We start from the raw sequence: 13,089 nt of genomic DNA, 5'->3' as shown, positions 1-13,089 counted from the left end.
GTGTTGCGGGCCTTTCCCACCCAGCGCGAGGTAACGCGTTGCGGGTGTAACAGGTCGGCGCGGATGTGCGCCTCATGATCTGCCGAGTGGGTCTGCTTCTGGCAGTCCCTCTACAGCGGACTTTGGATTCTTCTGTTTCGCCTCCTTCAAGTCAAGTCGTCTATGTGCTTTATTCGAAGTAAGCGCATGAGAACGCAAGAAAAAACCCTTAAACGGCAACTGTGTTAGCTTCAATTGCGCAACCCAAGACAAGGAAACAGCATGCGAATGATCTTCTTGACGGCCAGCCTGCTGGTTGGCCTGAGCCCGATATGCATGGCCGCCCAGGTCTACAAATGGGTGGATGCCCAAGGTGTCACCCACTTCGGATCCCAGCCGCCCCAGGACGCAGAGGCCACCACCGTGATCAAGTCCTCGCCATCCGTCGCCAAACCGCCCGCGCCGCCTTCCGGCGGCGTCATTGGCGACCAGAAGGCGATCGATAAAGAGGTCAAGAAACAGGTGGCCGAGCAGGAAGCCCAGCTCAAGGCATTTTGCGAGCAGGCCAGGACCAACCTGGCGCAGTTGCAGAACAACCCGCGGGTACGTGAGGACGTAGAAGGGGAAATGCGCCGCCTCAATGACGAAGAGCGGCGCCAGCGCATCGAGGAAACCCGCAAGCAGATCGATGAGCACTGCCAGTAACGTCGGTCAGCCGACGTTGCTGATCATCTGGTCGAACTGCGCCAACAGCCGCTGCAATCCCACGCCCTGCCCGGGTCGCTGGGCATAGACCATCTCGGCCATGGCCAGGATGCCCGAGGCGTTGGGCAGCGGCAGGTCGTTTTCCAGGATGGCTTTCATCCTGGGCAGGAAAATCCATTGCAGCCACTGCTCGAAATCCAGGGTATCGACCGCGAACGGCTCTACACTGGCCAGCGCCTCGGCCGAAGGCGATACCTCGCTCCACCAGCCCTGGACCCGCAACTCCCGCTCGATCAGCAGCAACTGATCGGCGATTTGGGGAAAACGCGTATCCATCAGAGCGAAACCTTGGCCTTCTGACGGGCCAACGCCGCGCCAGCGGAGTCGCCTTGTTTCTCACGGGCCTGGGCGATCAATTCCCACAGGCTGGCCTGAAGTGCCGGGCGACCATTGGAGAATGTCAGGCCACGGCGAGCCAGTTGTTCGGCTTGCGGCGCATCGCCCTGGGCCATGCGCACCTGGGCCAGGCGATAAAGCACCTGCGGTTCGCGCGGCGCTACACGCTGGGCACGCTCCAGGCTGGAGGACGCACCGTTGAGGTCACCGCCAGCCTGTTGCTGTTGTGCCGTGGTCAGCAGGGCCAGCACTGGGCCGTCCAGTTGTTCATCGGCGGACAAACCGCCGGAACTTGCCGACGGGACGCTGCTCGGCGTCGAAGGCATGCTGTAGCTGCCCTGATCGACCGGCGAAGTTTCGATAGGCCCTGGCGTGATCGGGCCCGGCGTGATCGGCGTGCTGCTGATCGGCGCCGAGGTTGTCGCACCACCGCCGGGCACCATCACGACGACACCGGTGTCGCCCTGCGGGATGGCCTGGACCTGGCCCTGTGCCGGCCGCTTCACTGTCGTTTGACGGAAACCGCCGTTGGCCGAAACCCGCTCGCTGTTGGACACAGCCGTGCCGGAGTCAACGACCGGAATCGAACCGCGTTGTACGGTAGAGCAACCACTGAGCAAAGCCACGGCCGTTACCGCTGGAATCAACCACTTGTTCACTTGAAACCCTCTTTGCTTAATTCATCCAGTCCTTGACCCAATCCATCACCGATTCGGCGGGATTCGTGCCGCCACAGGCTGCACCGGGTGGCGGTTCGCTGCCGCGAATATACGGCATCTGTACGGCACCCGGGCAATTGGCGTCGGAGCCTTGGCCAGTACGCGAATCGACCCAGGCCTGGACGATGTTGTCCGGTTGCGGCATGTCCAGCGGCAAGGGGTCGGCCTTGCGCATGAAACTGGTCCAGACCTGCAACGCGCCAGTGGCGCCGGTGAACGGAGTCTTGCCGTTGTCATCACGTCCGAGCCAGACCACCGCCAACAAGTCCTGGCTGAAACCGGCGAACCAGCTGTCGCGCGAGTCGTTACTGGTCCCGGTCTTGCCCGCCAGGGTCAGGGTCCGGGGCAGCACGTTATAAACCGAACTGCCGGTGCCTTCACGCATGACCCGCTGCATCGCGCTCTGGATCAGATAAATGGAGGCCGGATCGAAGCGCTGCTGGATCTGGAACGGATAACGCTTGAGCGGCTCGCCATCGGCGGTCAGCACGCTGCGGATCCCGCGCATCGGCGTATTGAAACCGCCGTTGGCCAGCGTCTGGTACATCGCCGCCACTTCTATCGGCGTCAGCCCACCCGCCCCCAGCAACATCGATGGGAAGGCCGGGAACTCGCGACTCACCCCCAGCCGCGCCAGGGTCTTGAGTACGTTCGGCACGCCGACTTCCAGCCCGAGGCGAGCCGTCGACAGGTTGTAGGAATGCGCCAACCCCTGATAGAGGAACACCGTGCCGTGGGAACGACGATCATAGTTCTGCGGTTTCCAGACCTGGCCATCCGCGCCCTTGACCGAGAACGTCTCGTCCGACAGCCAACTGGTCAGCGTGTACTGGCTCGGCTTTTCCAGGGCGGTGAGGTACACCGCCGGCTTGATCAGCGAGCCAATCGGACGCACCGCATCCAGGGCCCGGTTGAAGCCGGCGAAACTGGCCTGGCGGCTGCCGATCATGGCTTGGACTTCGCCGGTTTCCGGGTTGGTCACCACCATGGCCGCTTCGACTTCGTCGGCACCCTTGCGTCCGCCCAGCCGTTTGAAGGTGTCCTCGACCGAGGCTTCGGCCTTCATCTGCAGGATCGGATCGAAACTGGTGAAGATGCGCAGGCCTTCTTCGGTCAAGTCTTCGTCGCGGTAGTCTTCCCGTAGCTGACGCTTGACCAGGTCCATGAAGCCGGGGAACGAACTGTCCGCCAGGCTGCCACGCTTGGTCACGCCCAATGGCATCTTTTTCGCGGCTTCAACTTGCTCGGCCGTCGCCACACCTTGTTGTTGCAGCAGGTCGAGCACCAGGTTGCGCCGCTCGAGGGCACGTTCCGGATTACGCCGCGGGTTGTAGGAGGACGGTCCCTTGACCATGCCCACCAGCAACGCCACCTGATGCAGCTTGAGCTCGGACAGCGGCTGGCTGAAGAAGAACTGGCTGGCAAGGCCGAAACCGTGCACCGCCCGCTGGCCGTCCTGGCCGACGAAGACCTCGTTGAGGTACGCCTCCAGAATCTCCTGCTTGTCGTAGTGCAGCTCCAGCAACAGCGCCATCATGGCTTCGGTGAGCTTGCGAGTCAGGCTGCGCTCGTTGGTCAGGTAGAAGTTCTTGACCAACTGCTGGGTCAGGGTACTGCCGCCCTGGCGCATATGCCCCGAGGACGTGTTGACCCAGATGGCCCGGGCGATCGACTTGGGCGAGACGCCGAAGTGATGGTAGAAGTCGCGGTCTTCGACGGCGATCAGCGTGTCGAGCAGGAACGGCGGTACCTGGTCGATCTTGATCAGGATCCGGTCTTCGAGGTTCTTGGGGTACAGGCCACCAATGAGCAGCGGCTCAAGGCGCACCACCGACAGGCTCGCGTTGTTGGCGCCGGTCAGCGCTGCCACATAGTCACCGGAAAAACGCACCCGCACCGGTTGCGCCTGTTCCATGCCTTCATAGAACTGGAAACCACGGGTGTTGAGGTCGATGGTATTGCCATTGACCGAGGCCGCACCCGGACCATTGGCCACGCTTTCACGGCGATAACCCAAGGCATCGAGTTCGGTCAGGAAGTCGTCCTTGCTCAGCTTTTGTCCGACGAACAGCTCCAACGGCCGGGCATAGACCTTGGCCGGGATGGTCCAGCGCTTGCCGGAGAATTTCTCCTGGACCACGGCATCGAGATAGACCGCAAAACCGGCGAGCACGACGAGGCCCACCAGGCTGAGTTTAAGGGCCCAGCCCAGCCAGGGCCGCAGGCGACTGGCGGGTGGTTTCTTGGGGGTACGGGGGGATCGGGTACGAGTCATGGCGGCGGATTATACGCACTTTGCTGCGGTTCAACATGAGCCCGCCACGCGGTTTGCGTTAGCGCGGCTTGCCGCCATAATGACGGCCTTGAATTTTCCCAGACTCTGAAGGACCGCCCGTGAGCCAATCCCTGATCGCCGCCTTGCAAAACCCGGCCCTCTACCCGCATCCCGTCGAAGCGTTCCAGGTCATCGAAACCCACATTTCCTGGGTATTGCTCACCGGGCCATACGCCTACAAATTCAAAAAGCCGGTCAACTTCGGTTTCCTCGATTTCACCAGCCTCGAGGCGCGCCAGCATTTCTGCGGCGAAGAGTTGCGCCTGAACCAGCGCCTGACCCAAGACCTGTACCTGGACGTCCTGCCGATTACCGGTAGCGTCGAAGCGCCACAACTGGGTGGCGACGGCCCGGCCATCGAATACGCCCTGAAGATGCGTCAGTTCCCACAGAGCCAATTGCTCAGCACGTTGCAAGCCAACGGCGAACTGACCACCGCGCACATCGACGAGATGGCCGCCCAGATCGCCCAGTTCCACCTCTCCACGCCCAAGGTGCCCGCCGAAAACGACGCCGGGACTCCGCAAAGCGTGATGGCACCGGTGCTGCAGAACTTCGAACAGATCCGTCCATTCCTCAACGACAAGGCCGACCTGTTGCAACTCGAAGCGTTGCAAGCCTGGGCCGAAAGCAGTTTCGAACGCCTCAAGCCGCTGCTCACCCAGCGCAAGGCCGAGGGCTTCATCCGTGAATGCCACGGTGATATCCACCTGGGCAACGCCACCGTGATCGACGGCAAGGTGGTGATTTTCGACTGCATCGAATTCAACGAACCGTTCCGTTTCACCGACGTCTACGCCGACACCGGCTTCCTGGCGATGGACCTGGAGGACCGTGGTCTCAAGTCCCTGGCGCGGCGTTTCGTCAGCCAGTACCTGGAACTGACCGGCGACTACCAGGGCCTGGAGTTGCTGAACTTCTATAAAGCCTACCGCGCCCTCGTCCGGGCAAAAGTCGCGCTGTTCAGCATGCCGGCCGAAGCCGATCCGGTGCAGCGCGCCACCACCCTGCGCCAATACCGCAACTACGCCAACCTGGCCGAAAGCTACAGCACCATTCCTTCGCCTTTCCTGGCCATCACCCACGGTGTTTCGGCCGTTGGCAAAAGCCATGTCGCGATGCGCCTGGTAGAGGCACTGGGCGCCATTCGCCTGCGTTCGGACGTGGAGCGCAAGCGCCTGTTCGGCCAGCAACAGGTCCCCAACGATCCACAAGCCGGCATCTATAGCAGCGACGCCAGCAGCGCCACCTACGCCCGCCTGCATGAAGTCGCCGCGGCGATCCTGCGCGCCGGATTCCCTGTAGTGATCGATGCCACCTACCTCAAACACGATCAGCGCGACGCCGCGGCAAAAGTCGCCGAGGCCACTGGCGCTCCGTTCCTGATCCTCGACTGCGACGCGCCGCAAGCGGTCATCGAAAGCCGGCTGGCACAGCGCCAGGCCGACCAACAAGACCCCTCCGATGCGAACCTGGCAGTCATCGCCGCACAACAGTCCAGCCGTGAAGCCCTGACCCCGGCGGAAATTCTCTGCAGCAAGCGGGTCCAAACCAACGAAAGCGGTACGCTCGACATCGTGGTCGCGCAGATCCGCCAGCGCCTGCCAGGCCTGTAGATCACTATTTCGGCCGTGAAGCGATGTCCGGCTTCACGGCCGCCAAATAGTGGCACTATACTGGCGTCATAAAACCATCAGGTGATATGAAATGAGCCTTCCCAAACTTCTCGGTACCCCGCTTTATGCCTTGCTGCGCAAAGATGATATCGCCGGGTTCAACAGCGAACGCCCACAAGGTCCGGTCGACATGCGCGGCGGCGATTTTCGAGGCCTTGATCTGCGGGAACTGAACGCGGACGACGTTGACTTCAGCGACGCCTACTTCCGCTCCGCCGATTTGCGCGGCATCGATTTTCGCAAGTCGTCACTGGAAGGCGCGAGCCTGGCCCATGCGCAAATATCCGGCGCCTACTTTCCGCCCGAACTGTCTGCGGATGAAATCTTGATGTCGATGAACTTCGGCACCCGGCTGCGCTACCGCACCCGCTGACAGTGCCTGAACCGCGCCGGCCAACGCGCGGACCTGCCACGACCGAACAGACCTCCAGCGCCCCCGCTTGCGCTGGAGAATGCAGTCTTTTCCCTCCTCATCGTGCGTAATGCATTAGAAGCTTTTGCATCTAATCCCACCAAAGAATCACGCTTTTCCTACTGACCGCTACACTGCTCAGAAGCTTGCCCACCGCACCAGTCGGCCGTCGCAAGGAGGCTCGATGAATGATGAACTGCAACACCTGAAGAATCTGGGCAAGACATCGGCCCAGTGGCTGCACGCCGTGGGTATCCACAGCGCTTCTGATCTACGCCGGCTCGGGGCGGTGGACGCCTATCGCGCCGTGCGCACGCGCGGCTTCCGGGCGTCCAAAGTGTTGCTGTACGCCATCGAGGGGGCGTTGATGGATGTGCATTGGAACGACATTCCCGCTGAACGCAAGGAAGCCCTGAATAAACAACTGGACGCCATTTCGACGCGTCACAAAGTCTGATACCCCTTTCGTTTCCAGTGCGAACCCTGGCCGCGAGGTTATTTCGACGAATCGCAAAAACAATGTTTGACATGGTAATGAGAATCGCTATGATTACCACATCCAGTCGCGAGACTGGTCGATATTTGAACAGCCCTTGGTTCGGACTCTCAGATATCTCCTCATCAGGCTAATCACGGTTATTTGACCCGGCTCTTGCCGGGTCTTTTTTTGCCTGCGATATCACTTACCGACGTGCTCACGCATCTGCGCACAATAATCCTGGGGCGGCATGGCCGGGGTGTACCACACGTAGTCCGCCATGGCCGACGTCACGTCACTGCCCTCCTCGGCCAACATCAGGACGATCGGTGCCTCGCTGGCGCCAAGGTCCAACGCGTGCAGCGGCACGCCGACATCTTTTCGCCCATGCCAGGCGCCTGCGAACAACAATGCCGGTGTCGGCGCTTGCAGCAGGCGTTCGGCCATGCGCCGGTCACGCTGTTGCTGCACGGCCAGCATCGGCGGCATTTGCGATTCCGGCAGCAAACCACAGTGAGATTCACGGATCTGTCCCAACAACGCGTCCTTCACCGTGGCGGCATTGGCGCGAGCGCCCATCAAGCTGGGCGCTTGCCGATAGAAACGCTGGATCTCGGCGGCGTCCAGATTGGCGGCCAGCAACGGATAGCGTTGCGCCAGGGCAAACTCGACAACGGGCCCATACAGGCTCCAATCCCAGCCGGGGGACCAGGCCAACGCGTCGGGCAACTCCTTGGGCAAGGCGGGCAGTTGGCGGACCGAATCAACGCGTGGCTGTTGGGAGGGGGTGAGCATTTCCAGCAACAGGCTGCCCTGGGCCCGCTGGCTGGCCAAGGCCTGGAGCAGCCATAGCTGCAGCGCGTGGTGGTCAGGATTGTCGTGCCGCTCCCCCACCACCACCCGAGGCGCCTTTGCCAGGCGTTCGACCAGTGTCTGGGGCGTCACGGCCTGGCCGTTGTGCAAATCACGGATCCGTCCGTCGAGCGGGGGCGGGGCGATGCTCTGGCACGCCGTCAGTACACTCAATGCCAGAATCAGGAGCAGGCGCACGTCCGTATCCCCCAGGGCGCCCTCAGCGGGCAATGATCAATGGATGCCCGCGCTCCGGATGGTCTTGCACCAGCACATCCAGGCCAAACACCGCCTTGAGCGGTTCCGGGCGCAGTACGTGCCGGGGCGTGTCCAGGGCCACCGGCCGACCGGACGCGAGCAGCAACAGGCGATCACAGTAACGCGCCGCCAGGTTCAGGTCATGCAGGATAACCAGCACGGCGGCGCCGCGACCGGCGAATTCACGCACCGCCTGGAGAATGGTGTGCTGATGCAGCGGATCGAGCATCGAGGTTGGCTCATCCAGTAACAGGGTCTGCCCCGCTTCACCCGGCCACAACTGCGCCAACACCCGCGCCAGATGCACCCGCTGGCGTTCGCCGCCGGACAACGCCAGGTAACTGCGGCCGTGCAGATGCGCGGCGTCTGCCGCTTGCAGCGCCGCGGCGACGATTTGCTCGTCGCGCAGCCGACCACTCTGATGCGGCAGGCGCCCCATGCCGACGACTTCCTCGACGCGAAAGGCAAAATCCAGGGTCGAGGACTGCGGCAAGACCGCCAGGCGACGGGCGCGCTCGGCACCCTGCCATTGGGCCAGTGGACGGTCTTCGAGCCAGACCTGCCCCCGGCTCGGCCGCAATTGGCCACACAGGCCCGCCAGCAAGGTACTTTTGCCCGCACCGTTGGGCCCGAGCACGCCGAGCACTTCGCCGGGGTTGAGCAGCAGATTGATGTCCGCCAGCACGGTTTTGCGGCCACGCTGAATGTGCAGGTCCTGTGCTCGCAACATCAGGCGCGCCCTCGTACCAATAGATAGAGGAAGAACGGCGCGCCGATGAAGGCCGTGACGATGCCGATCGGCAATTCCGCAGGGGCCAGCGCCAAGCGTGCCACCAGGTCGGCGAACAACAACAGGCTTGCCCCCGCCAGCACTGAAGCGGGCAGCAACACACGGTGGTCGGGGCCGGCCACCAGGCGCACCAGATGCGGCACCACCAGCCCGACGAAACCGATCATGCCCGCCGCCGCCACCGCCGCGCCAACCCCCAGGGCCGTACAAAACACCAGCTCACGCTTGAGGGCTTCGACGTTGACGCCCAAATGGGCTGCCTCCGACTCGCCCAGCAACAGCGCATTGAGCTCCCGGGCCCGACGTGGCAACCAGAGCGCCACGCCGGCGCTGACCAGCAACAGCGGCCACAACCTCGAGTAACTGGCGCCGTTGAGACTGCCCAGGTTCCAGAACGTCAGGGTGCGCAGGGTCGCATCGTCCGCCAGGTAGGTGAACAGGCCGACGGCGGAACCGGACAGCGCGGTCAGGGCGATGCCGGCCAGGAGCATGGTCGCGACATGGGTCTGGCCATTGCGGCGACCGAGACGATAGACCAGCGCCGTAACGCCGAGCCCGCCAAGGAACGCACACAACGACAACACGTAAGGGCCGAAGGCTTCGGGCAACCCACCCAGCGCCGAGCCACCGACAATGGCGACGGCTGCGCCCAACGCCGCACCGCTGGACACACCCACCAACCCCGGGTCTGCCAGCGGGTTACGGAACAGCCCCTGCATCGCCACGCCGGACAACGCCAACACCCCGCCCACCGCCAAGCCCAGCAGGGTGCGCGGCAAACGGATCTGACCGAGGATCAGTTCCGCCTGCTCCAGGCCATCGGCGGCCACCGGCAGGCCCAACAGGCGCAAAGCGGCGCGCAAGGTGTCCAGCAGCGGCAGGCTCACCGGCCCCAGGGCCAGGGACAGCCAGGTCGCCAGCAAACACAGCAGGCCCAAGCCGATAAATAAAGGGCGTGGCTTGACCAACGAAGTCATGGCGCCGCGGCCGGCTCAGCCGGATAAAAGCCTGCCGTCAGTTTCACCAGGCTTTGCGGCAACCGCGGGCCCAATCCGCCCACCAACAGCGTCGGGTCAAGCTCCATGATGCGCCCGTCCCTGGCGGCCCGGGTCGAGGAAAGAATCGGATTTTCCCTGAACAGCGCCGCACGGGCTTCTTCACCACTCAAGGCACGGTCGGCGAAGACCAGCACTTCAGGATTCAGGCCGGCCAGGGTTTCCACAGAAAAAGACTTGTAACCGCTGTGGGTCGCCAGGTTGTGACCACCGGCCTGCTGCAACAGCCAATCGGCAGCCGTGCCCTTGCCAGCGACCAGCGGCTTGCCACCGGAACTGCCGACCAACAGCAATACGCCGGGAGCCTTTTGCTTGCGCTGGGCCTCGGTCACCCGGGCATACTGCTGGGTGAGCTGTTCCTGATAATGGTCGAACAACCGTGTCGCCTCGGCCTGCGCGCCCAACAATTGCCCCAGGTGCTGCAAGTTGCCCTGCAGGGTCGGCAGGTCTGGCGTGGCCGAGAACAATTCGACCTTTACGCCGGCGCTGCGGATTTGCGCCAGCACAGGTGGCGGCCCCATTTCCTCGGTACCCACCAGGATCTGCGGACGCAGGCTCAATACGCCCTCTGCGGACAGTTGTCGCTGATAGCCAATGCTGGGCAGGGCCCGCAAGGATTCAGGATGCTGGCTGGTGGTGTCCACGCCCACCAGTTTCGACTCACCCCCCAGCGCGCTGACCCACTCCGACAAGGCGCCGCCGGCGCTGACCCAACGCTGCGGCGATTCAGCCGCGCTGGCCCCCTGGTTGACCAACAGTGCGACACAGAGCGCAACAACGCGGATGTTCAGGCGCATCGGGCAGCTTCCTCAAAGAAGTTTTTCGCAGGACCGGGCCGGGCCAAGTATCCTCAACCACCTGCGAAGGAGGCGCCATTTGATAATTGTTTTCATTTGACCGTCAAGCGTGGATCTTTTGCTACATGCAGCCATGTGGGAGCGAGCTTGCTCGCGATAGCGGTGTACCAGTCACCTTAATGTTGGCTGATCGACCGCTATCGCGAGCAAGCTCGCTCCCACTGACGCTCACTCCGACAGACATATAGAGACACACATGAAGTTTCTTTGTACCGCCGCCGAACTGCCCGACAACGGCAGTCGCGGTTTCGACCTCGATGGGCGCAAGGTGCTGGCCGTGCGACGCGCCGGCCAGGTGTATGCCTATCTCAACCGCTGCCCGCACCGGGGCGTGCCGCTGGAATGGCAACCCGACCAGTTCCTCGACCCCAGCGCCAGCCTGATCCAGTGCGCCACTCACGGCGCGCTGTTCCTGATCGAGAGCGGTGAATGCGTGGCCGGCCCCTGCGCCGGTCAGTTCCTGGCCGCGCTAGACAGCCGGGAGGACGAGCAAGGCATCTGGGTCGAACGGTAGCGGTTCGAGCAACACTGGCAACGCACGGTCCACCCACATCTGCTCGGGCGTCAACGTCACTCCGTAGGCCAACACTTCCACCCCCGCCGCCACCGCATCACGCAGGGCTGCGGCGTATACCGGGTCGATCTCGTGTGCCGGGCGCACGGCCTCGATGCCACTCAGGTTCACGCAATACAGCTGCACCGCCCGCACACCTTCCCGGGCCAGGCAGGCGAGCTCCCTCAGATGCTTGGCTCCGCGCAGCGTGACCGCATCGGGAAACGCCGCCACCTGGGTGCCATCGAAACCCAACGTGACACTTTTGACTTCGACCCAGGCCGAGCCTTGGGCGTAGTCCAGGCGAAAATCGATGCGGCTGTTTTCCACGCCATAAGCCACTTCACGCTTGAGCCCGGTGAACCCGTTCAGTTCACTGATGACCCCGGCGCGCAAGGCTTCTTCGACCAAGGCGTTGGCCCTCGCGGTATTGATGCAGGCCAGCCGCCCTTGAGGGGTTTCGCCGATTTCCCAGGTGCCGGGCAACTTGCGCTTGGGGTCGCTGGAGCGACTGAACCAGACGCGCGCGCCTTCAGCCATGCAGTTAAGCATCGAGCCGGTGTTGGGGCAGTGAATAGTGAGGAGTTCGCCGTGAACGGTCTCGATATCAGCGAGAAAACGCTTGTAACGTCGAATCAGACGACCTTCTTCCAACGCAGGGGAAAAACGCATCAGCCTTGCCAGCTCCGCAGTCCACGTTCAATTCGCGCCACCGCTTCCTGTAGCCGCGGCAAGCTCTGTGTATAGGCGAACCGCACATGGTGGCTGGCCTGATGACGACCGAAATCCAGGCCCGGGGTGAAGGCCACGTGTTCGGTTTCCAGGAAATGCTGGCAGAACGCAAAGGCATCGCCACCGAAGGTGCTGATATCGGCATAGAGGTAAAACGCCCCTTGCGGCTCCACCGCGATACCGAAGCCCAGTTCACGCAAGGCCGGCAGCAGAAAGTCGCGGCGCAGCGCGAACTCGGCCCGCCGCTGCTCGAAGATTTCGATGGTGGCGGGCTCGAAACAGGCCAAGGCGGCGTACTGGGCCATGCTCGGCGCACTGATGTAGAGGTTCTGCGCAAGTTTTTCCAGCTCGCCGATGGCCGCCGAAGGAGCCACCAACCAGCCCAGCCGCCAGCCGGTCATGCCGAAATACTTGGAAAAACTATTAAGGACAAAGGCGTCGTCGTCGACTTCCAGCACACTGGCAGCGTCGGTGCCATAGGTCAGGCCGTGATAGATCTCGTCCACCACCAGATGGCCGTTGTGGCCCTTGATGGCCTTGGACAACCCTGCCAGCTCGTCCCGGGTGAGAATCGTCCCGGTCGGGTTGGCTGGCGAGGCCACCAACGCACCGACGCTGTCCTGGTCCCAATGACGGTCCACCAGGTCCGGCGTCAATTGATAGCGCACATCCGGCCCCACGGGCACCAGTTGTGCCGCGCCTTCCACCAGGCGCAGGAAATGACGGTTGCACGGATAGCCGGGGTCGGCCAACAGCCAATGCTTGCCCGGGTCCACCAGCAAGGCGCTGGTCAGCAGCAACGCGCCGGAGCCGCCCGGCGTGATCATGATGCGTCGAGGATCGATGTCCACCCCGTAGCGCTGGCCATAGAAACCCGAGATGGCTTCGCGCAGCTCGGGAATGCCACGGGCCGCGGTGTAACGGGTCTTGCCCGCCGCCAGCGCGGCCTGGCCGGCCTGGATGATCGGTTCGGCGGTGGTGAAGTCCGGCTCGCCGATCTCCAGGTGAATGACGTCATGCCCGGCGGCTTGCAGTTCGTTGGCGCGAGCCAACAGCGCCATCACATGGAAAGGTTCGATGGCGCGGCTGCGCGCACTGTAGGGCTGAGCCATTGGCCTTCCTTCAGGGGAAAAAGAACCGATTCTACCCAACTCGGGAACAACTGCGGGAACACGCGCGAGGCCAAAGCGGTCTGAGCCCTCGAATTGCAGGAAATGACTCCCGCGATTGGCCCAGGCTTGACTAGAATCAAGCATTGAGCAGGTTTAGATCCCCACCGAAGCGAACCCGGC

Annotated in this window: 14 protein-coding genes; 5 read left to right on the top strand and 9 right to left on the bottom strand. The window is 62.9% G+C overall.

The features are described from left to right. Positions 1–261: 261 nt before the first annotated feature. A complete protein-coding gene (locus J4E63_RS01730; protein WP_207280874.1) occupies positions 262–684 on the top strand; it encodes a DUF4124 domain-containing protein in 423 nt (140 codons plus the stop codon). 6 nt (positions 685–690) lie between these two features. Here J4E63_RS01730 and J4E63_RS01725 read toward each other — a convergent pair whose 3' ends face one another. Genes J4E63_RS01725 through mrcB form a run of 3 tightly spaced genes read right to left on the bottom strand, consistent with a single transcriptional unit; the run spans position 691 to position 4,074 of the window. Then, complete coding sequence (locus J4E63_RS01725; protein ID WP_060740604.1) at positions 691–1,020, bottom strand: YqcC family protein; 330 nt, start codon at positions 1,018–1,020, stop codon at positions 691–693. Beyond that, positions 1,020–1,739, bottom strand: coding sequence for a M48 family metallopeptidase (locus tag J4E63_RS01720; RefSeq protein ID WP_207280873.1), 720 nt, complete (start codon positions 1,737–1,739; stop codon positions 1,020–1,022). Before J4E63_RS01720 ends, J4E63_RS01725 begins: the two co-directional genes overlap by 1 nt. Positions 1,740–1,755: 16 nt before the next feature. After that, entirely contained in the window at positions 1,756–4,074 is a 2,319-nt protein-coding gene (gene mrcB, locus J4E63_RS01715; protein ID WP_060740602.1) for a penicillin-binding protein 1B, read from the bottom strand. 119 nt (positions 4,075–4,193) lie between these two features. On the opposite strand from mrcB, the gene J4E63_RS01710 reads away from it, so the two are divergent. The 3 genes from J4E63_RS01710 (at position 4,194) to J4E63_RS01700 (ending at position 6,679) form a co-directional block, all read left to right on the top strand. After that, the gene (locus tag J4E63_RS01710) at positions 4,194–5,750 is read left to right on the top strand and encodes a bifunctional aminoglycoside phosphotransferase/ATP-binding protein (RefSeq protein ID WP_207280872.1); all 1,557 of its coding nucleotides are present in this window, start codon (positions 4,194–4,196) and stop codon (positions 5,748–5,750) included. Positions 5,751–5,841: 91 nt separating this feature from the next. Beyond that, positions 5,842–6,183 carry a pentapeptide repeat-containing protein gene (locus J4E63_RS01705; RefSeq protein ID WP_060740600.1) on the top strand — a complete coding sequence of 114 codons (342 nt, stop codon included), beginning with the start codon at positions 5,842–5,844 and terminating at the stop codon, positions 6,181–6,183. Positions 6,184–6,406: 223 nt separating this feature from the next. After that, a complete protein-coding gene (locus J4E63_RS01700; protein WP_072411727.1) occupies positions 6,407–6,679 on the top strand; it encodes a TfoX/Sxy family protein in 273 nt (90 codons plus the stop codon). Between the two features lie 222 nt (positions 6,680–6,901). Here J4E63_RS01700 and J4E63_RS01695 read toward each other — a convergent pair whose 3' ends face one another. The 4 genes from J4E63_RS01695 to J4E63_RS01680 are packed head-to-tail and all read right to left on the bottom strand — an operon-like array spanning position 6,902 to position 10,452. Then, complete coding sequence (locus tag J4E63_RS01695; protein WP_207280871.1) at positions 6,902–7,750, bottom strand: ChaN family lipoprotein; 849 nt, start codon at positions 7,748–7,750, stop codon at positions 6,902–6,904. 22 nt (positions 7,751–7,772) lie between these two features. Next, complete coding sequence (locus J4E63_RS01690) at positions 7,773–8,540, bottom strand: heme ABC transporter ATP-binding protein (protein ID WP_207280869.1); 768 nt, start codon at positions 8,538–8,540, stop codon at positions 7,773–7,775. Beyond that, positions 8,540–9,523 (bottom strand): iron ABC transporter permease, encoded by a 984-nt coding sequence (locus J4E63_RS01685; protein ID WP_207282434.1) that lies wholly within the window; start codon positions 9,521–9,523, stop codon positions 8,540–8,542. Before J4E63_RS01685 ends, J4E63_RS01690 begins: the two co-directional genes overlap by 1 nt. A 50-nt stretch (positions 9,524–9,573) precedes the next feature. After that, positions 9,574–10,452 carry a hemin ABC transporter substrate-binding protein gene (locus tag J4E63_RS01680; RefSeq protein ID WP_207280868.1) on the bottom strand — a complete coding sequence of 293 codons (879 nt, stop codon included), beginning with the start codon at positions 10,450–10,452 and terminating at the stop codon, positions 9,574–9,576. Positions 10,453–10,708: 256 nt separating this feature from the next. Here J4E63_RS01680 and J4E63_RS01675 point away from each other — a divergent pair, with 256 nt between their 5' ends. Continuing rightward, a complete protein-coding gene (locus J4E63_RS01675; RefSeq protein ID WP_192263723.1) occupies positions 10,709–11,026 on the top strand; it encodes a Rieske (2Fe-2S) protein in 318 nt (105 codons plus the stop codon). Here the strand turns inward: J4E63_RS01675 and sfsA are convergent. Together sfsA and J4E63_RS01665 are read right to left on the bottom strand one after the other, a co-directional pair. After that, positions 10,982–11,737: a DNA/RNA nuclease SfsA gene (gene sfsA, locus J4E63_RS01670; protein ID WP_072411740.1), complete on the bottom strand. Its 756-nt coding sequence runs from the start codon at positions 11,735–11,737 to the stop codon at positions 10,982–10,984. The two genes, J4E63_RS01675 and sfsA, sit on opposite strands and share 45 nt — an antisense overlap. Further along, positions 11,737–12,909 (bottom strand): pyridoxal phosphate-dependent aminotransferase, encoded by a 1,173-nt coding sequence (locus tag J4E63_RS01665; protein ID WP_103310725.1) that lies wholly within the window; start codon positions 12,907–12,909, stop codon positions 11,737–11,739. Before J4E63_RS01665 ends, sfsA begins: the two co-directional genes overlap by 1 nt. Between the last annotated feature and the right edge of the window lie 180 nt (positions 12,910–13,089).

This window comes from Pseudomonas sp. FW300-N2F2, from assembly GCF_017351655.1.
GTDB lineage: Bacteria > Pseudomonadota > Gammaproteobacteria > Pseudomonadales > Pseudomonadaceae > Aquipseudomonas > Aquipseudomonas fluorescens_AA.
This window is presented reverse-complemented; position numbering and strand designations above follow the sequence as displayed.

Coding starts and splice junctions, on each gene's coding strand:
- mrcB (WP_060740602.1), bottom strand. CDS start 4,074: ATGACTCGTACCCGATCCCCCCGTACCCCCAAGAAACCACCCGCCAGT.
- J4E63_RS01690 (WP_207280869.1), bottom strand. CDS start 8,540: ATGTTGCGAGCACAGGACCTGCACATTCAGCGTGGCCGCAAAACCGTG.
- J4E63_RS01730 (WP_207280874.1), top strand. CDS start 262: ATGCGAATGATCTTCTTGACGGCCAGCCTGCTGGTTGGCCTGAGCCCG.
- J4E63_RS01665 (WP_103310725.1), bottom strand. CDS start 12,909: ATGGCTCAGCCCTACAGTGCGCGCAGCCGCGCCATCGAACCTTTCCAT.
- J4E63_RS01700 (WP_072411727.1), top strand. CDS start 6,407: ATGAATGATGAACTGCAACACCTGAAGAATCTGGGCAAGACATCGGCC.
- J4E63_RS01675 (WP_192263723.1), top strand. CDS start 10,709: ATGAAGTTTCTTTGTACCGCCGCCGAACTGCCCGACAACGGCAGTCGC.
- J4E63_RS01680 (WP_207280868.1), bottom strand. CDS start 10,452: ATGCGCCTGAACATCCGCGTTGTTGCGCTCTGTGTCGCACTGTTGGTC.
- J4E63_RS01705 (WP_060740600.1), top strand. CDS start 5,842: ATGAGCCTTCCCAAACTTCTCGGTACCCCGCTTTATGCCTTGCTGCGC.
- sfsA (WP_072411740.1), bottom strand. CDS start 11,737: ATGCGTTTTTCCCCTGCGTTGGAAGAAGGTCGTCTGATTCGACGTTAC.
- J4E63_RS01725 (WP_060740604.1), bottom strand. CDS start 1,020: ATGGATACGCGTTTTCCCCAAATCGCCGATCAGTTGCTGCTGATCGAG.